The sequence below is a fragment of the Shewanella sp. 8A genome (assembly GCF_023475945.1).
GTDB lineage: Bacteria > Pseudomonadota > Gammaproteobacteria > Enterobacterales > Shewanellaceae > Shewanella > Shewanella xiamenensis.
This window is the reverse complement of record NZ_JAMDJP010000019.1, coordinates 1-16,838: the sequence shown is the minus strand read 5'-3', so window position 1 is coordinate 16,838 and position 16,838 is coordinate 1. Positions and strand designations below refer to the sequence as shown.

The 16,838-nt window shown below is 47.7% G+C and carries 19 protein-coding genes; 11 read left to right on the top strand and 8 right to left on the bottom strand.

Annotated features, from left to right (window positions below; translation table 11 throughout):
* Window positions 1–28 precede the first annotated feature (28 nt).
* A complete protein-coding gene (locus M0413_RS14935) occupies window positions 29–1,486 on the top strand; it encodes a TrkH family potassium uptake protein (protein ID WP_249554785.1) in 1,458 nt (485 codons plus the stop codon).
* Between the two features lies 1 nt (window position 1,487).
* Window positions 1,488–2,012 (top strand): menaquinone-dependent protoporphyrinogen IX dehydrogenase, encoded by a 525-nt coding sequence (gene hemG, locus M0413_RS14930; protein ID WP_218737716.1) that lies wholly within the window; start codon window positions 1,488–1,490, stop codon window positions 2,010–2,012.
* A 59-nt stretch (window positions 2,013–2,071) separates the two neighbouring features.
* On the opposite strand, the gene M0413_RS14925 is transcribed toward hemG (M0413_RS14930), so the two are convergent.
* A complete protein-coding gene (locus M0413_RS14925) occupies window positions 2,072–2,380 on the bottom strand; it encodes an ArsR/SmtB family transcription factor (protein WP_011715321.1) in 309 nt (102 codons plus the stop codon).
* Window positions 2,381–2,578: 198 nt separating this feature from the next.
* On the opposite strand from M0413_RS14925, the gene hemG (M0413_RS14920) reads away from it, so the two are divergent.
* Window positions 2,579–3,133 carry a menaquinone-dependent protoporphyrinogen IX dehydrogenase gene (hemG, locus tag M0413_RS14920; RefSeq protein WP_140907435.1) on the top strand — a complete coding sequence of 185 codons (555 nt, stop codon included), beginning with the start codon at window positions 2,579–2,581 and terminating at the stop codon, window positions 3,131–3,133.
* 46 nt (window positions 3,134–3,179) lie between these two features.
* On the opposite strand, the gene M0413_RS14915 is transcribed toward hemG (M0413_RS14920), so the two are convergent.
* From M0413_RS14915 to def, 5 genes are read right to left on the bottom strand one after another with little or no spacing between them, the layout of a single operon-like run.
* On the bottom strand, window positions 3,180–4,622 hold the full coding sequence (locus tag M0413_RS14915; protein ID WP_037413506.1) for a TrkH family potassium uptake protein: 1,443 nt from the start codon (window positions 4,620–4,622) through the stop codon (window positions 3,180–3,182).
* Between the two features lie 11 nt (window positions 4,623–4,633).
* Window positions 4,634–6,043, bottom strand: coding sequence for a Trk system potassium transporter TrkA (gene trkA / locus M0413_RS14910; protein WP_037413508.1), 1,410 nt, complete (start codon window positions 6,041–6,043; stop codon window positions 4,634–4,636).
* A gap of 15 nt (window positions 6,044–6,058) precedes the next feature.
* A complete protein-coding gene (rsmB, locus tag M0413_RS14905; protein ID WP_249554814.1) occupies window positions 6,059–7,345 on the bottom strand; it encodes a 16S rRNA (cytosine(967)-C(5))-methyltransferase RsmB in 1,287 nt (428 codons plus the stop codon).
* A gap of 2 nt (window positions 7,346–7,347) precedes the next feature.
* Window positions 7,348–8,304 carry a methionyl-tRNA formyltransferase gene (fmt, locus tag M0413_RS14900; protein WP_249554782.1) on the bottom strand — a complete coding sequence of 319 codons (957 nt, stop codon included), beginning with the start codon at window positions 8,302–8,304 and terminating at the stop codon, window positions 7,348–7,350.
* 15 nt (window positions 8,305–8,319) lie between these two features.
* Complete coding sequence (gene def / locus M0413_RS14895) at window positions 8,320–8,826, bottom strand: peptide deformylase (RefSeq protein WP_037429378.1); 507 nt, start codon at window positions 8,824–8,826, stop codon at window positions 8,320–8,322.
* Between the two features lie 125 nt (window positions 8,827–8,951).
* Here def and M0413_RS14890 point away from each other — a divergent pair, with 125 nt between their 5' ends.
* The 6 genes from M0413_RS14890 (at window position 8,952) to hemF (ending at window position 13,993) form a co-directional block, all read left to right on the top strand.
* Window positions 8,952–10,094: a LysM peptidoglycan-binding domain-containing protein gene (locus M0413_RS14890; RefSeq protein WP_037429380.1), complete on the top strand. Its 1,143-nt coding sequence runs from the start codon at window positions 8,952–8,954 to the stop codon at window positions 10,092–10,094.
* 137 nt (window positions 10,095–10,231) lie between these two features.
* A complete protein-coding gene (gene dprA, locus M0413_RS14885) occupies window positions 10,232–11,194 on the top strand; it encodes a DNA-processing protein DprA (protein WP_445508802.1) in 963 nt (320 codons plus the stop codon).
* Window positions 11,195–11,196: 2 nt separating this feature from the next.
* Window positions 11,197–11,673, top strand: a complete 477-nt coding sequence (locus M0413_RS14880) for a DUF494 family protein (protein WP_011070451.1) — start codon at window positions 11,197–11,199, stop codon at window positions 11,671–11,673.
* Between the two features lie 123 nt (window positions 11,674–11,796).
* Window positions 11,797–12,360 (top strand): DNA topoisomerase family protein, encoded by a 564-nt coding sequence (locus tag M0413_RS14875; RefSeq protein ID WP_069455363.1) that lies wholly within the window; start codon window positions 11,797–11,799, stop codon window positions 12,358–12,360.
* A 129-nt stretch (window positions 12,361–12,489) separates the two neighbouring features.
* Complete coding sequence (gene tsaC / locus M0413_RS14870) at window positions 12,490–13,056, top strand: L-threonylcarbamoyladenylate synthase type 1 TsaC (protein ID WP_037413519.1); 567 nt, start codon at window positions 12,490–12,492, stop codon at window positions 13,054–13,056.
* A gap of 28 nt (window positions 13,057–13,084) precedes the next feature.
* Complete coding sequence (gene hemF / locus M0413_RS14865) at window positions 13,085–13,993, top strand: oxygen-dependent coproporphyrinogen oxidase (protein ID WP_144376480.1); 909 nt, start codon at window positions 13,085–13,087, stop codon at window positions 13,991–13,993.
* A 35-nt stretch (window positions 13,994–14,028) separates the two neighbouring features.
* Here the strand turns inward: hemF and M0413_RS14860 are convergent, their stop codons facing one another.
* The gene (locus M0413_RS14860) at window positions 14,029–14,466 is read right to left on the bottom strand and encodes a group II truncated hemoglobin (protein ID WP_037413521.1); all 438 of its coding nucleotides are present in this window, start codon (window positions 14,464–14,466) and stop codon (window positions 14,029–14,031) included.
* A 161-nt stretch (window positions 14,467–14,627) separates the two neighbouring features.
* On the opposite strand from M0413_RS14860, the gene aroE reads away from it, so the two are divergent.
* Together aroE and M0413_RS14850 are read left to right on the top strand one after the other, a co-directional pair.
* Window positions 14,628–15,506 (top strand): shikimate dehydrogenase, encoded by an 879-nt coding sequence (aroE, locus tag M0413_RS14855; RefSeq protein ID WP_144376479.1) that lies wholly within the window; start codon window positions 14,628–14,630, stop codon window positions 15,504–15,506.
* A 20-nt stretch (window positions 15,507–15,526) separates the two neighbouring features.
* Window positions 15,527–15,802, top strand: coding sequence for a DUF1488 family protein (locus M0413_RS14850; RefSeq protein WP_011620874.1), 276 nt, complete (start codon window positions 15,527–15,529; stop codon window positions 15,800–15,802).
* 55 nt (window positions 15,803–15,857) lie between these two features.
* On the opposite strand, the gene M0413_RS14845 is transcribed toward M0413_RS14850, so the two are convergent.
* Window positions 15,858–16,406, bottom strand: a complete 549-nt coding sequence (locus M0413_RS14845) for a gamma carbonic anhydrase family protein (RefSeq protein ID WP_249554780.1) — start codon at window positions 16,404–16,406, stop codon at window positions 15,858–15,860.
* Between the last annotated feature and the right edge of the window lie 432 nt (window positions 16,407–16,838).

Here is a 16,838-nt window from a genome sequence, read left to right as displayed (position 1 = left end):
CAGCCAATGGAATAATTGAACACGCGGAATGCAATACAAAACCATAATAAGAATCATAGGTCTGCTTATCGGCCTGTTCTCCATCACTATGCTGCCGCCAGCCTTAATCGCCATTTGGTATAACGATGGCGGTGGTACTGCGTTTATTCAGGCATTTTTTGTTAGCTTATTTATCGGTTTTTGGCTCTGGTATCCTAATCGTCGCTGCAAAGAGGAATTACGAACTCGCGAGGGTTTCCTGATTGTGGTCCTGTTCTGGACAGTGCTTGGCTCCATCGGTGCCTTACCCTTTATTTTCTCAAGCCAACCCGATCTCAGCTGGACCGATAGTTTCTTCGAATCATTCTCCGCACTGACCACCACGGGAGCCACCGTTATTGTCGGGCTGGACTCCTTACCTAAGGCCATTCTGTTTTATCGACATTTGCTGCAATGGCTCGGCGGTATGGGGATCATCGTTCTAGCTGTGGCGATTCTGCCAGTGTTGGGCGTTGGGGGCATGCAGCTGTATCGCGCCGAAATACCGGGCCCAGTGAAGGACAGTAAGATGACGCCGAGGATTGCCGAAACGGCTAAGGCGTTATGGTACATCTATCTACTGCTAACCATCACCTGTGCTGGCGCCTATTGGCTGGCGGGGATGAGCGTATTCGATGCCGTGTGTCACTCGTTTTCGACCATCGCCATCGGGGGCTTTTCGACCCACGATGCCAGTATGGGCTACTTTAACAGCCCTGTAATCAATCTGATTTGCGTATTCTTTTTGATAGTCTCTGCAGTGAACTTTAGCGTGCACTTTGCGGCATTTTCGCGCCGCGGGATCAATTTTAGAGTCTATTTTCGAGATACCGAGTTCAAGATGCTGGTGGCGATTCAGCTGGTGCTAACGGCGATTTGTTTCTTAACCCTTTATCACTCCGGGATTTATGACTCGCCAGAAGAAACCTTAGATCACGCTTTATTCCAAGCTGTTTCGGTAGCGACAACCGCAGGCTTTGGTACCGAAAGCTTCCATATGTGGCCGCTTTTCCTGCCGATTCTGTTGATCTTCTCAAGCTTTATCGGTGGTTGTGGTGGTTCAACTGCGGGCGGGATTAAGGTGATCCGGGTTATCCTGCTGTTATTGCAAGGTTCTCGTGAACTTAAGCGCTTGGTTCACCCTAAGGCGATGTTCTCGATTCGTATTGGCTCCAAGGCGTTACCTGATCGGGTTGTCGATGCAGTATGGGGATTTTTCTCTGCCTATGCTTTAGTTTTCGTACTGTGTATGTTGGCGCTAATGGCCATGGGGCTGGACGATATTACGGCCTTTAGTGCCACCGCTGCCTGTTTAAATAACCTTGGCCCAGGGCTTGGGGAAGTGGCGAGTAACTATGCCAGTATCGGTGATGGCGCCAAATGGGTGCTGGTGGTGGCCATGTTATTTGGTCGCCTCGAAGTCTTTACCTTGTTGATTTTGTTCACGCCAACTTTCTGGAAGGATTGATATGCAGACATTAATTATCTATTCGACAATCGATGGCCAAACACTGGAAATTTGCCGAAAAATCAAAACGCTTGCCGAACAAGCGGGTGAGCAGGTGTCGTTAGTCACCTTAGAGCAGGCCGAGGCCTTAAGTCTTGTCGATTTCGATAAAGTGCTGATTGGTGCGAGTATTCGTTATGGTAAACATAGACCTGAGCTATATCAGTTTGTAAATCGCAACCACGCGGTGTTAAGTGCAAAAATTAACGGTTTTTTCACTGTAAATGTGGTGGCGCGTAAGCCATTAAAGAACACGCCAGAAACGAATCCTTACATGCAAAAGTTCCTTAAATTATCGCTGTGGCAACCACAGCAATTGGCAGTTTTTGCAGGCAAGATTGATTACCCTAAATACGGCTTATTCGACCGGACCATGATCCGCTTTATCATGTGGATGACTAAAGGGCCGACTGACCTGAAGGGCACCTTCGAGTTTACCGATTGGGGTAAAGTCGAAGCCTTCGGAACGCACTTTAGCAAGCTGTAAAAATGATAAAGCCCTAGTCTCAGCTAGGGCTTTATGACTGCATGGCGTCGTTTAACTATTTATACCGCGCAGTAACGACTATGTAGAATGGAAATCACTTGGGTGACTTGTTCATTCTTAAGCTTGTAATACACAATCTGGGAGCTCTTACGGGTATCGACTAAGTCTTCGGCTCGCAATACTGCTAAATGCTGTGATAGTGCCGATTGGCTTAAAGGAACTGTCGCATTCAGTTCCGTCACGCTCAGCTCTTTATCCAGTAAAAGGCACAGAATCATTAAGCGATAAGGATTCGCTATAGCTTTAAGCCATTTAGCCGCACTTTCCGCATTAGTTACCATTGCATTTACATCTATATCATTTTGCATAAGGTACTCACTTGATCGCTTTTGATTAGATAATTCTAATTGAACATGTTTCTATACGCAATCATACTGCTCGGCAATTCAGATCTCAATTTTTGCATTTCAGAATATGAGACAACGCTGATTTGTGATCCTATCAGGGGTTTATTTAACAGATGATTGCCACAATGGTGCCACACTTTAACGGAACGGGAATACCCCATGACACGCATTTTGGTGCTTTATTTTACCCGTGGTGGCCACACGGCCAAGATTGCGAATGCAATCGCGCAGCAATTGACTCTGCGTGGTGCTGAGGTTGACTTAGTCGACATCAATAGTGCGGCTGCAACAAGGATTAACTGGCCCGATTATCAACTGGTGGCTTTGGGGGCTTGCGTACTCTATGGTACCTATGACAAAAGCGTATTCCAGTTTATTGAACAACATTCGCAAGCGTTGAGTGCGTTGCCAAACAGTTTTTTCTGCGTCAATGTGGTGGCGCGTAATCCTGAAAAACGTATTCCAGAGAACAATAAATACCTGCAAAAATTCATAACCTTATCACCTTGGACTCCCGCCGATTTGAAGATTATTGCTGGTAAGGTGGATTACCCTTCGTGGCCTTGGTACGACAGATTAATGATCCAATTGATTATGAAAATCACCAAAGGGCCAACGGATCCTAAGGCGGTGATCGATTATACCGACTGGGAAGATGTGAAGGTCTATGCCGACCATTTGCTGACTTTGGCCAAGGTTGCTGAGCCCGCCTAATAAAAATGCGCTCTGTGAGCGCATTTTTAGTTGATGACTGATACGACTAGTATTTCCAAAAACTGGGATGGAATAGTACGGCCACAGTTAAAATCTCTAAGCGTCCTAGCAACATACCTAATGCAAGCGCCCACTTAGCCAGATCGGGCAGTGTCGAGAAGTTACCCGCAGGGCCAATAATGGGGCCTAGTCCTGGGCCGACGTTGGTGACTGCGGTAATTGCGCCAGTAAAACTGGTCATGGGGTCGAGCCCTGTCAACACCAAAATCACCGAAAGCCCAACAATCACAAACATAAATAGCAGCACAAAGGTGATCAGCGAGCGCACAATATCCTCACTGATCAGGCGGTTATTATAGCGCTCTCTAAATATCCCATTGGGATGACATTGCTGCTTTAACTGTTCGCGCATAATGGCGCCAGCAATTTGAAAGCGGAAGATTTTGATCCCGCCAGAGGTCGAGCCAGAGCAGCTACCGACAAACATTAAGAACAGAAAAGCGATATTAGCAAATGCGCCCCACGTGCCATAGTCGGTTAAACCATAGCCCGTGGTGGTCACAACAGATACGACGTTAAAGCTGGATAATCGTAATGCATCAATCAAGGCGATATCGCGGGTTTGCCATAACCAAACACCAATAAAGCAAGAAACAAAGGTCAGAAAAAATAAGAAGCCTTTGACTTGGGCATCATTCCAAACGCTTAAATCGCGCTGTTGGATCATCTGCACAAACATCAGCAGGGGTAAACCTCCCGCCGCCATAAAAACAACACCAACCCAATGGGCAGAATTGGAAAACGCCGCCATCGAATTATCTGAGGTTGAATAGCCTCCCGTCGACAGTGTGGTCATCGCATGGTTGATGGCTTGAAACCACGTCATGCCTGCAACATGGTAGGCAATACAGCAGATAATAGTCAGTAAAATATAGATAAAGAATAAATGCTTAGCCATGCTTTGGGTACGAGGAACAGCCTTGTCACTCCAATCCGATGACTCAGTGCGGAACAGCCGCATACCACCAACGTTTAAGAAGGGCAGAATCGCAACCGCCATCACGATAAAGCCAATGCCACCGAGCCATTGCAATAACGAGCGCCAGATTAAGATACTGTGATCCATCGTATCTAAGCCAGAGAGTACTGTTGAACCTGTGGTGGTAATACCGGACATGGTCTCGAAGAAGGCATCCGTATAACCTATACCGTGGTAAAGCGTAAAAGGCATGGCCGCAAACAGGCTCACGATCAACCAAGTGAGACTGGTGAGCAGAAACATATCTCGAATATTGAGGTTAATAGCCTTACTTTGGCCGTTATGCAAACACAGGCTGGCGCAAATCCCAGTGACTAAAGCCGATAACATGAAAGAGCCTACGGTCTCCTCGCCGTTGAATGCGGCAAGAAGTAAGGGCGCTAACATAAAGGCTGTTAACATCGATAAAAACAGCCCTAAAATAAACAATAACGGTCTAAAGTTCAGCATAGGATGATGACTTAAAAGAAGAAGGCGCTAGGTTGGAACAGCTTTTCGACTTCGCCGATAAATTTTTTGTTTACCAAAAACAAAATCACGTGATCCCCTTGCTCAATCACTGTTTTATCATGAGCCATCAACACTTCCTCATTCCGCACAATGGCGCCAATGGTGGTTCCCGGCGGCAGCTTGATATCGCCAATCGCCTTGCCAACAACTTTAGAGGTGCTGGAGTCGCCATGGGCAATGGCTTCAATCGCTTCGGCGGCGCCGCGGCGTAAGGAATACACGTTACAGATATCGCCTTGGCGGATATGGGTCAGTAAGGCTGAAATCGTCGCCTGCTGGGGTGAAATCGCGATATCGATATTAGCTTCTTGCACAATATCCACATAGGCTTCGCGCTGGATTAATACCATCACCTTTTTTGCCCCCATGCGCTTGGCTAGCAGGGCGGACATGATATTGGCTTCATCATCGTTGGTGACGGCAATAAACACATCGGTTTGGTCGATATGTTCTTCGAGTAGCAGCTCTTGATCTGAGGCATCACCACAAAATACTGTGGTGTTTTCAAGCTGTTCGGATAGAGACTCTGCGCGTTCGAACTTGTGTTCAATCAATTTGACTGAATGGGTGCGTTCGAGGCGTTTAGCCAGGCCTAAGCCGATGTTACCACCGCCGGCAATCATGATATTGCGGTAGGAGTTATCCAGCTTTTGCATCTCACTCATCACAGCGCGGATATGGCGACTGTCGGCCACGAAAAACACTTCGTCATCGGCTTCGATAATAGTCGTGCCGCGGGGCATGATAGGGCGACCTTGGCGGAAAATCGCCGCCACCCGGGTATCAATATTTGGCATATGCTCGCGAAGCGCGGCCAAGGCATTACCGACTAAAGGGCCGCCGTAATAGGCGCGAACCGCAACCAAACTTAAGCGGCCTTCGGCAAATTCGAGCACTTGCAGCGCACCGGGATACTCAACCAAACGTTGAATGTAAGCGGTCACTAACTGTTCGGGTGCGATAAGTTCATCGATTACAAAACCGCCGCGAGGACGTCCCTCGCTATTTTTGGTCTCACTGTCGATAAATAATTTATCGCGCATCGCTAGATAAGGTTCGGAGCGAATACGGGCGATTTTAGTCGGTGTACCAAATAGGCTGTAGGCCATTTGGCAGGCGACCATGTTGCATTCATCGCTGTTCGTCACAGCAATCAGCATGTCGGCATCTTCGGCGCCAGCCTCTTTGAGCACATCGGGGTGGGCACCATGGCCCGCCACGACGCGAAGGTCATATTTATCCTGCAGGGCGCGTAATCTGGATTTGTCGCTATCGACGATGGTGATATCGTTGTTTTCACCCACCAAATTTTCGGCCAAGGTTCCCCCAACTTGACCCGCACCTAATATGATAATTTTCATGGCCTTGCTTACTTCCTAATGGGTCGCTTTCAATAAACGGGCGTAATAAAACCCATCCATGTTGTGTTGTCCCGGCGTGATTTGCCAACCAATATCTTGGCTTGAAGCCTGCTGGGCAAGTGTATCTAGCTTAGCATCTGCGGTTCTGGCTAAAAATGCACTAATTTGGTCTCGATTTTCCTGCGGCAAAATAGAGCAAGTTGCATACAGGAGTGTGCCACCGGGCTTGAGCCACTTCCAGCAGTGATCGAGAATTTGTCTTTGCAGCTCGGCCAGTTCCTCGATGTCATGGTTTTTGCGTAACCATTTGATATCGGGATGGCGGCGGATAACGCCCGTCGCTGAGCAAGGTGCGTCGAGTAAGATACGATCAAATTGTTCACCCTGCCACCATGAGTCGATATTGGCCGCATCGCCATGAATAACTTCCGCTTTTAATGATAAACGGTCAAGGTTCTGTTGCACGCGCTCAAGACGTTTGGCATCGAAATCGACGGCAACCAGCTTGATGCTAGGTTCAAGTTCGAGTAAATGGCAGCTTTTACCACCTGGTGCGGCACAGGCGTCAAGGACCAGTTCGTTCGCTTGGGGAGCCAGCAGGGTCGCGGCCCATTGGGCGGCGCCATCTTGCACTGATGCAGCACCTTCGTGGAAGCGTGGTAATGTCGCCACATCCTTGGGATGGGCAAGCAGGATTGCATCATCACTCAGGCCCGCACTGGCTTCTATCTCTAGCTCACTCAGGGCGGCAAGATATTCATCGCGGCTTTGGGAAAGGCGATTGTTACGTAGCCACATGGGTGGACGCTCATGACTTTGCTGGATTATCTCTTGCCAGTTGTCAGGATAAGCGGCTTTTAAGCGCTTAATTAACCAGCCCGGCGTGTTGTAGCTTAAGGTCTCCGACTCTGTGCTAAGCGGTGTTAATTGGCGCTGAATATTACGCAGCACGCCATTGACGACCTTTACCATTCCCTCAAACTTTAATTGACGGCAGGCCTCTGCGGTTTCGGATATGGCCGCATGGCTTGGTATGCGGGTGAAGTAAAGCTGGTAACAGCCAACAATCAATAGCTGGTGGATGATCCTTTGCTTACCTTTAAGCGGCTTGGCTAAACATTCGGCCACGCGTTTTTCGATCTGCGGCAAGGTACGCATCACGCCGTAGCAGAGCTCGGCGAGCAGGGCTTTATCTTTACCACTGGCAAGATGCTTTTGCTGTTCTGGCAGGGCAACTGAAAGTGACACGCCTTTCTCTAAGACTTCGAAGATGGCTTTGGCCGCCAGTGCTCGCAAGTTCATCATTATTGCGCCTCGTTATTGAGACGAGTATTTGGGGTAAACCACTCGCCGCGGGCATTGAGAATATCTGCAACGCTGAGGGGTTTCTTGCCGGGTAATTGCATGCTGAGCAGGGTTAACACACCATCGCCTGTGGCGACTTCAATGCCTTTTTTACTGGCGCTGATAATAGTGCCGGGTGCGGCATTGCTACTGGTGGCGCTGACTTGGGTCTGCCACACCTTGATAGTATTGCCTTGGTGCTCAAAGTAGCTCACTGGCCAAGGATTGAAGGCGCGAACTTCTTGCCATAATTGGGTCGCGGATTTAGTCCAATCCAACCTCGCTTCTTCTTTACTGAGTTTTTCGGCGTAGTTAGCTAAGGCTTCATCTTGTTTTTCAGCGGCTAAGGTGCCGCTAGCTAAACCTTCAAGCGCGTGTAATAGTGCTGTTGGTCCCTGCAGGGCTAACTTCTCGTACAGGCTGGCTGAGGTATCATCATCTTCAATCGGCAAGTAGGTTTTTAGCAGCATATCACCCGTATCTAGGCCAACATCCATCTGCATGATCGTCACACCTGTTTCTTTATCACCTGCCCAAAGTGCTCTTTGGATTGGCGCTGCGCCGCGCCAACGAGGCAGAATTGAACCGTGAACATTGATACAGCCTAAACGTGGCGTATCAAGCACGACTTTAGGCAGGATCAAACCGTAGGCAACCACCACCATAATATCGGCATTAAGGGCGGCCAGTTCTTGCTGCGCGGGTTCTTTGCGTAGCGAACCGGGTTGATAAACTGGAATATTGTGGGCGAGCGCGAGCTCTTTCACTGGGCTGGCGGTGAGTTTTTTACCGCGCCCTGCGGGTCTATCCGGCTGTGTGTAAACAGCAATCACATTGTGGTGTGAGTTAATCAGCGCCTGTAAATGGCGAGCGGCAAAATCCGGTGTTCCGGCGAAGATGATATTGAGTGGTTTCAAATCTGATCCTAATGCTTATTTGGCGTCTTGTTTGGCCGCTTTTTCAAGTTTCTGTTTGATCCGTTGGCGCTTCAATGGCGACAGGTAGTCGACAAATAACTTACCTTTCAGGTGATCCATTTCATGCTGAATGCAAATCGCAAATAGGTCATCGGCTTCAACGGTGAATTCATTACCGTGTCTATCCAGTGCTTTAACGGTAACAAATTCGGCGCGGTCAACTTTGGCATAGATACCAGGGACAGACAGACAACCTTCTTCGTTACAGAAATCACCGCTACTGGCAATAATCTCGGGATTGATAAAGACTTTAGGACGTTCAACCTCGTCTTGTAAATCCATGACGATCAGTTGTTTATGATAATCAACCTGGGTCGCGGCTAAACCAATCCCTTTTTCTTGGTACATGGTTTCGAACATATCATCGATTTGAGTTTGCAACTCAGCAGTAAACTCTGTGATAGGTTGTGCTTGAGTTCGCAATCTTTCATCGGGAAAGCGTAAAACTTTTAATAGTGCCATACTTAAACTCTTAACAAGTCTGTCAAATCTCAATCAGTTGGTTATACTGACTGAGGCTAATGGGTTAATTTTAATCTTTAGTGCCTATCAATAACAGTAAAAGCTCGATTTAAGAGCTAAACAACATGGACCGCACCATGAAACGGCTAATTTTACTTGCGTTAATGACCTTTCATTGCACATTGGTTTACGCTGACACTCTCACGTTGAAAGCAGGGTATCCAGAGTCATATGTGGTAAAGAAGGGCGATACCCTGTGGGATATTTCTGCAACCTTTCTAAATGATCCGTGGAAGTGGCCACGTTTATGGGATGTTAACCCTCAAATAGCCAATCCTCATTTAATTTATCCCGGTGATCAACTCACCTTAGTCTTTATCGATGGTCAACCCAGATTAGTGCTTAATGGCGCGAGTGCGAGTATTGGAGCCAGTGAAGCAAAACCCCATATTCGCAAAACTCCAGAGGGACGCGTAATTGCCAAGAGCAATGCGGTTCCTGCGGTTGATTTGGCATTAATCCAAAACTATCTCGTTCAAAACCGTGTGGTTGATGCTAGCTGGCTAGGCATGCAACCTATGGTACTCGGCGGTGAAAGCCCGTCGCGCCATCATATTGTTGGTGATGTGATTTATATCAATAGCGAATTACCTTTGCATCAAAAGTTAGGAGTCTATGAGCGTGGCCGAGAATTCTTTAATAAAGAAACGGGCGAGGCGCTAGGACAGGAAGCGATTCTGGCATCCACAGGCCAAGTCATTGAGTCTGGCAAAGTGTCTAAGGTAAAAATTCTGAGCAATTTCCGTGAAACCAAAGCGGGCTTTAGGGTGTTGCCGATGGAGGATGAAGCGTTAATGTCAGCTTACTTTACGCCAAAACCCGCAGAACTTAAGACGCCAGCGACCATATTGGCCATCGAGTCGAAAATGCGCGAAGCCGGTAAACTCAATGTTGTCTATCTTGATAAAGGTACGCAGGACGGTATTGAGCCTGGCGAGGTATTCTCCATTTATCGCGATGGCGAAGAAATCGTGATTAATAACGATGGCCAACCTGTTCCCTCGATGGAACGGACAGCCTATGACAATGTGGTTGCGTCACTTTCATCCGACAGGGCACTCAAAATGCCTGATGTTTACAATGGTAAGTTATTAGTATTCAAAGTGTTTGATAAAGCAAGTTTAGGATTGATTGTATCGACGGAGCGTTCTGTGCGGGTCGATGATAAATTAATCGCCCCAGATTCCTTAGCCTTTAGAGGTCAATAATCTCTGAAAACTTGGTTGATTGGTTAATTGTTAGTGCGGTATCTGGGCTCGGACCCGCTCGGACACAACAATTATTAACGCACATGGATGTGGACGACCTCAGGCAAAGGCTCGAGCATGAGAAACACTCGCTCCCTTTGTCTGACAATCAGCTCCACAGCTTGGTTATTGACTATCAAAAAGTCGATGCTGCTTTAGAGTGGCAACAACAGGCGGCACATCATCATTTAGTCTGTTTTTCCGATCCGCTTTATCCTCCGTTGCTAAAACAATTAACTGATCCACCCTGCGTTTTGTTTGTTAAGGGCTGCGTCGAGGCGCTAGCGATTCCATCTCTTGCTGTTGTGGGCAGCCGTAATGCATCTCCTGGTGGGTTACAGGTGGCTTATCAATTGGCTCGAGAGATGTCGGCGCTTGGATTTAGTATCTGTAGCGGCATGGCGATGGGGATTGATGGTGCGGCGCATAAAGCTTGTGTTGATCATGGTGGAAGAACGCTTGCCGTGCTGGGAACTGGGATTGATATTACTTATCCGCGCCGACATAAGCAGCTTTATGAGGATATTCAGCGCCAAGGCTGTATAATAAGCGAGTTTTGGCCAGATGTAGGGCCTTTTGCGGGCAATTTCCCGAAACGAAATCGCATCATTAGCGGTCTTTCTTTAGGGACGCTGGTGGTTGAAGCCTGTCGCAAAAGTGGTTCACTCATCACCGCAAGGTTGGCTATGGAGCAAGGGCGTGAGGTGTTTGCCGTGCCTGGCTCCATCCTAGGAGGATTTCACCAAGGCTGTCACGATTTATTACGTGATGGGGCAAAACTTGTGGAAAGCGCGGCCGATATAGTGGAAGAGCTGGCAAGTTTGACAGCCTTTCATCTTGAAGAACTCTACTCCAGCCACCATATACAGCAAGGTGAGATTTGTGATTTGCCATTTTCATCGCTGTTAGCTAGTGTAGGTTATGAAACTACAACAATTGATGCTGTAGTTGAACATAGTGGGAAAACGATAGATCTGGTGTTAGAACAAATGCTTGAACTTGAGTTGCAAGGTTGGGTTGTTGCAGTACCCGGTGGTTACGTCAGAGTAAAGAGGAGCTAGCCATGTTTGATATCCTCATGTATCTATTTGAAAACTATGTTCACAGTGAAGTCGAACTATTAGTTGATGAAGACGAGTTAACCAAGGAACTCACTCGCGCTGGTTTTCATCAGTCGGAGATTTTAAAAGCCTTAACTTGGTTGGAGCGTCTGGCAGAGTTGCAGGAAGGGGATAAGCCTTACCTGTGTAATCATGATCAGCATTCGTTTCGGATTTACACCAAAGACGAAATGGAAAAGCTGGATGTGGAGTGCCGTGGATTCCTGCTATTTTTAGAGCAAGTTAAAGTGCTTAATGTCGAAACCCGTGAGATGGTGATCGATAGAGTCATGGAGCTTGATGAGCCTGCCTTGATCCTCGAAGATCTAAAGTGGGTGATTTTGATGGTGCTCTTTAATGCGCCCGGCCATGAGTCTGCCTATGAGCAAATGGAAGATTTAATTTTTGAGCAGCCTGAAGAAGGCCGGCTACATTCTTAAGTGTTGCGACGTGATAAATAATGAGAAAGGAGGCTAGCCCTCCTTTTTTGATGCCATATGTTTGTTGAGACCTGTGCGGTGAGTTATCTGCGGATTAGCCGCAATGACTAGTGGTAAATGATTATGTCTAAGATCGATGAACAACTATTTAGTGCCCATGAGCATGCACTGGAAAAAGAATACGAGTTATGCCCCGAGTGTGGCAGCGAGTTGTCGGTAAAACACAGTAAGCATGGGAGTTTTATTGGCTGTAATAATTATCCAACCTGTGAATATACTCGTCCTTTAGTGCAGCACGAATCGATTGAAACCCAAGTGATTGAAGGTTCTAAATGTCCCGCATGCGGCCATGAGTTGGCGGTTAAATCGGGGCGTTTTGGCATTTTTATCGGCTGTACCCAATATCCCAATTGTACTCATATTGAAAGACCTGATCAGGAGAGCGATAAACCTGAGGTGGCCTGTCCTGAATGTAAAACGGGTAAACTTGAGCATCGAACCAGCCGTTTTGGTAAGAGTTTTTATGCCTGTAGCGCGTATCCCAAATGTAAGTTTATCGTCAATTATCCACCCGTTGGCGAAAGCTGTCCGAGTTGTGGCTTTGGGATTTTAGTCGAGCGTAAAGGTGCGGCGGGAATGCGTTTAGAATGCCCGCAAAAAAGCTGTAAATACAAACGAGCGCTTTAGTGTGATCGACCTCTAAAAGTTTGGCCGCTTAAACCGCCTTAGGTATAATCCCTGTCCAACCATGGATGGGGTAGCCAAGATGCCAAAATTTGTTTGGAAAAACGATTAAATTCATAAGGTAATCCAAAGATGTTACAGCTGCACCCCTCTGACATTAAAGACGTAGTGTTAAACGGTGGCGTTATCGCTTATCCCACTGAAGCCGTCTATGGTTTAGGCTGTGACCCAGATAATGATACTGCCATTCAAAAATTACTCGCCGTAAAACAACGTCCTTGGCAGAAGGGCCTTATCTTAGTAGCGAGCGAGTTTTCACAGTTATTAGACTATGTTGATGAATCACAGTTGAGCGCCGAGCAGCTTGAGTTTGCCTTTTCTAAATGGCCAGGGCCTTTTACCTTTGTGATGCCGATTAAACCGCATGTCTCGCGTTATTTATCCGGTGAATTTGATTCTATCGCCGTGCGCGTCTCCGCCCATGAAGGTGTGCGGGCTTTGTGCCAAGCCTTGGGTAAACCACTCGTCTCAACCAGTGCCAACTTAGCCGGCGAAGATCCCGCACTTAGTGATGATGACATTCTCAACGCTTTTGAAGGCAAAATAGATGCCTTAGTGCTAGGCCAATTAGGTCAACAGCGTCAGCCGTCCACCATTGTTGATGCTCGAAGTGGCAAGATTTTGCGCAACGGACAGTAACTAATTAATAAAAATAAGGATAAAAGCTATGAGTGTGCCAGATGCGACAGTGGTAAAAGCATTTTTACTCGATCTACAACATCGAATTTGTGCGGGTCTTGAGCAGTTGGATGGGCAAGCAAACTTTGCAGCCGATTCATGGACGCGTGCTGAAGGCGGTGGCGGCACCAGTCGGGTCTTAACCCAAGGTGCGGTATTTGAGCAAGCCGGGGTTAACTTTTCCCATGTGACAGGGGCTGCGATGCCCGCATCGGCAACGGCTCATCGCCCTGAACTGGCGGGTCGCAGCTTTGAGGCTATGGGTGTCTCCTTAGTTATTCATCCAAAAAGTCCTTACATTCCAACCACCCATGCTAATGTGCGTTTCTTTATTGCCCATAAAGACGGCGCGGATCCTGTCTGGTGGTTTGGTGGTGGTTTCGATTTAACGCCTTACTATCCTTTCGAAGAAGATGTGCGCGAGTGGCATCAAAGTGCTAAAAATCTATGCCAGCCTTTTGGTGACGACGTTTATCCTAAGTATAAGAAGTGGTGTGATGAGTATTTCTTCCTGCCACATCGTAATGAAACCCGCGGCGTGGGCGGTCTGTTCTTTGATGACTTGAACCAAGCAGGCTTCGATAAGAGTTTCGATTTTATGCAGGCGGTGGGCAACGGCTTCTTAACTGCATATGCGCCGATTGTTGAGCGTCGTAAAGAGACTCCGTATGGTGAGCGTGAGCGTGAGTTCCAGTTATATCGTCGCGGCCGTTATGTTGAGTTCAATCTGGTATACGACAGAGGCACCTTGTTCGGCCTGCAAACCGGTGGTCGCACAGAGTCTATTTTGATGTCAATGCCGCCATTGGTACGTTGGCAATATGCTTATACGCCAGAGGCGGGCACTCCAGAGGCAGATCTTTACGATAACTACCTCAAGCCACGGGATTGGGTATAAGCAACGGGTATCAGTATGAGTAGCGTCATTGCACTTTATTGATTACGCATATGATCAGCCAGAGTTGAAATCGCCTCATAGATAGCGGCGCGATGCTCTGGCTTTTTTATGTGTTTTTCAATGGCAAACTTCATACAAAATAGCCATTGATCCCGCATTGTCTCATCTACTGCGAAGGGCATATGCCGAGCGCGTAATGCGGGATGACCATACTTTTGCTGATACAACTGCGGGCCGCCGAGCCAGCCACTTAAGAATTCATAGAGCTTTTGTTCCGACTCTGCAATCGGCGCACGGTGAATCGCGAATAAGGCTTGTGTTTCTGCTGAGCTTGCCATTTTCTGATAGAAACTATTGGCAATCGCGCGGATCACTTTGTCGCCACCAATTAAATCATAGGCATTAGACTGATTCGGATCCCTGTCATCCGACACGCTTGTGTGTTTACTAAAAATCTTTTTAAGCCAGTTCATAGGTCTAACTGCATTGCTGTCTACAATTTCGATGCGCGCATTATAGCCTGAATGTCACTGCGAAACCGAAGGCTAAAGTCAGATACAACAACTTAGGAGCTGTGCTACCGCCTAAAAGCGCGCTAGACTGCATGCCATTCACAGCCAATAGAATCCCGCAGATGACAGATATGCCCTCAGTAACTACGCCAGTACTTGATCGATATGCCGTGTTTGGCAATCCGATAGGTCACAGTAAATCACCCTTTATCCATGGACAGTTTGCGGCCCTTACGCAGCAGTCCCTGAGTTATGAAGCGATTCTGGCGCCCATTGATGGTTTTGAGGCGAGTTTACGAGCATTTTTTCAGGCGGGAGGAAAGGGCGCGAATGTGACAGTGCCCTTTAAAGAGCAAGCCTTTGCCCTCTGCGACAGCCTAAGTGCCGAAGCGACGCTGGCGGGGGCGGTCAATACCCTAAGCTTGTTGGCCGATGGCACTATTTATGGTGATAACACCGATGGTTTGGGGCTGGTGGCCGATCTTATTCGCCATCTCGGCAGTTTGCAGCATAAGCGTGTACTCTTGGTAGGGGCCGGCGGCGCGGCGCGCGGCTGTATCTTGCCATTGCTTAAGGCTGAAGTAGGTCAACTGGTCATCACTAACCGCACTCAAAGTAAGGCGCAGGCCTTAGTAGAGATTTTTAGCCAAGTACAACAAGGGCGTTACAGCGATAAACTCCAGGCGATGTCGATGCCAGAGTTGTCGGGGGAGTTTGATTTAGTGATTAACTCGACCTCTGCGAGTCTCGCGGGAGAGCTACCGCCACTGCCACAGTCCATTATCGGCAACAAAACGGCTTGCTACGATATGATGTATGGCGCAAAACCAACGGCATTTAATCAATGGGCTGTGCAACAGGGCGCAGCGCAAGTGATTGATGGACTGGGTATGCTTGTCGGTCAGGCGGCAAAGAGTTTTGCGCTCTGGCGTGGCGTCGAACCAGATACCTCAGGAGTGCTTAAATTGCTCAGGGACAAACTACAGGCCGACGCGCAATAGAGGCTCAAGAGGAAGATAAGATGAATCAGAGTATTTTATTCCCCGATCTGCAACATTGGGATGAAACCCAAAAGCACATTTGCTTTATTGCCCAGCAGCAGGGAATGAACATTAAGTGTTATATCAGCGCGCAGAAGCTGGCGCAGTTAAATGATTTTTCGCCCCAGCCTAATAGCGATGAAGCGGCCGCCATGTTAGCGCTATTTGATGCGGTGCGATTCGATGCGGAAGAAATGGCAGAAGCCTTAATTGAAGCAGAAGAGTTTGATGAGTTTGGCGCAGTGCACTTAGGCTAAGAGCAAAATGAACAAGATGGCAGCGTAAACACTGCCATCCAATTTAATAGAAACATTACTCTGGCTGAGGTTCTGCCAAATATTCGTTTTTCAAGCGCACATAGTTATCTGCGGATTCAGGTAAAAATTTCAATTCCGCTTCGGTTAAAGGTCTCGCCTGTTTTGCAGGGCTGCCGACATATAAGTAGCCGCTCTGCAACACCTTACCCGGCGGTACTAACGAACCCGCACCTAAAATCACATCATCTTTTAATATGGCACCGTCGAGGATAATCGCACCCATCCCGACTAATACACGATTGCCAACCTTGCAGCCATGCAGCATCGCCTTATGCCCAATCGTCACATCATCACCAATGATCAGTGGATGACCTTCAGGACGAGAAGCGGATTTACGGGTCACGTGCAATATGCTGCCATCCTGTACATTGGAGCGTTTACCTATACGGATATGGTTTACGTCGCCACGCGCTGCCACCATAGGCCAAATACTCGCGTCGGTATCTAAAGCAATGTCGCCAACGAGCACTGAAGCTTGGTCCACATACACATTATCGCCGAGTTGTGGATGAATTCCTTGGTAAGTTCTGAGTGGCCCAGACATAAAAAAGTCCCTAATTGAGTGGTTTTTAGCATTATAAAGGTTAAAAACTGACAGGTCAGGTCAAATATCCAACGAACAGTGCAAAAATGCCAATTATCTTAAAATTAGGGGTTGCACAAAAAGTTTCGCTGCCTATAATGCGCATCCACTGACACGGCAGACAGCGAAAGCGAGCGCGGTTACAGTGCGAATCGAATGCAAAATGTGCAGTTGATTCGAAAGCCTCAAGAAGTTTGCAAAAACGCCTTGACGCGACAAGGGAAATGCGTAGAATACGCAGCCCTGACCCAGTGAGCGGTAACGCAAGCGATGAGGTCAAACGCTCTTTAACAATCTAAACAAGAAATCTGTGTGGACACTCACAGGTGTTGAGTTAATCGAAATTACTCTGCCGTTTGGCGAGTAATCAAAGAATTAAATCAATGAATGAGT

Coding starts and splice junctions, on each gene's coding strand:
- M0413_RS14880 (WP_011070451.1), top strand. CDS start 11,197: ATGTTTGATATCCTCATGTATCTATTTGAAAACTATGTTCACAGTGAA.
- hemG (WP_140907435.1), top strand. CDS start 2,579: ATGACACGCATTTTGGTGCTTTATTTTACCCGTGGTGGCCACACGGCC.
- M0413_RS14860 (WP_037413521.1), bottom strand. CDS start 14,466: ATGAACTGGCTTAAAAAGATTTTTAGTAAACACACAAGCGTGTCGGAT.
- aroE (WP_144376479.1), top strand. CDS start 14,628: ATGACAGATATGCCCTCAGTAACTACGCCAGTACTTGATCGATATGCC.
- M0413_RS14850 (WP_011620874.1), top strand. CDS start 15,527: ATGAATCAGAGTATTTTATTCCCCGATCTGCAACATTGGGATGAAACC.
- trkA (WP_037413508.1), bottom strand. CDS start 6,043: ATGAAAATTATCATATTAGGTGCGGGTCAAGTTGGGGGAACCTTGGCC.
- rsmB (WP_249554814.1), bottom strand. CDS start 7,345: ATGAACTTGCGAGCACTGGCGGCCAAAGCCATCTTCGAAGTCTTAGAG.
- M0413_RS14925 (WP_011715321.1), bottom strand. CDS start 2,380: ATGCAAAATGATATAGATGTAAATGCAATGGTAACTAATGCGGAAAGT.
- hemG (WP_218737716.1), top strand. CDS start 1,488: ATGCAGACATTAATTATCTATTCGACAATCGATGGCCAAACACTGGAA.
- def (WP_037429378.1), bottom strand. CDS start 8,826: ATGGCACTATTAAAAGTTTTACGCTTTCCCGATGAAAGATTGCGAACT.
- M0413_RS14875 (WP_069455363.1), top strand. CDS start 11,797: ATGTCTAAGATCGATGAACAACTATTTAGTGCCCATGAGCATGCACTG.
- tsaC (WP_037413519.1), top strand. CDS start 12,490: ATGTTACAGCTGCACCCCTCTGACATTAAAGACGTAGTGTTAAACGGT.
- M0413_RS14915 (WP_037413506.1), bottom strand. CDS start 4,622: ATGCTGAACTTTAGACCGTTATTGTTTATTTTAGGGCTGTTTTTATCG.
- M0413_RS14935 (WP_249554785.1), top strand. CDS start 29: ATGCAATACAAAACCATAATAAGAATCATAGGTCTGCTTATCGGCCTG.
- M0413_RS14890 (WP_037429380.1), top strand. CDS start 8,952: ATGGACCGCACCATGAAACGGCTAATTTTACTTGCGTTAATGACCTTT.
- M0413_RS14845 (WP_249554780.1), bottom strand. CDS start 16,406: ATGTCTGGGCCACTCAGAACTTACCAAGGAATTCATCCACAACTCGGC.
- hemF (WP_144376480.1), top strand. CDS start 13,085: ATGAGTGTGCCAGATGCGACAGTGGTAAAAGCATTTTTACTCGATCTA.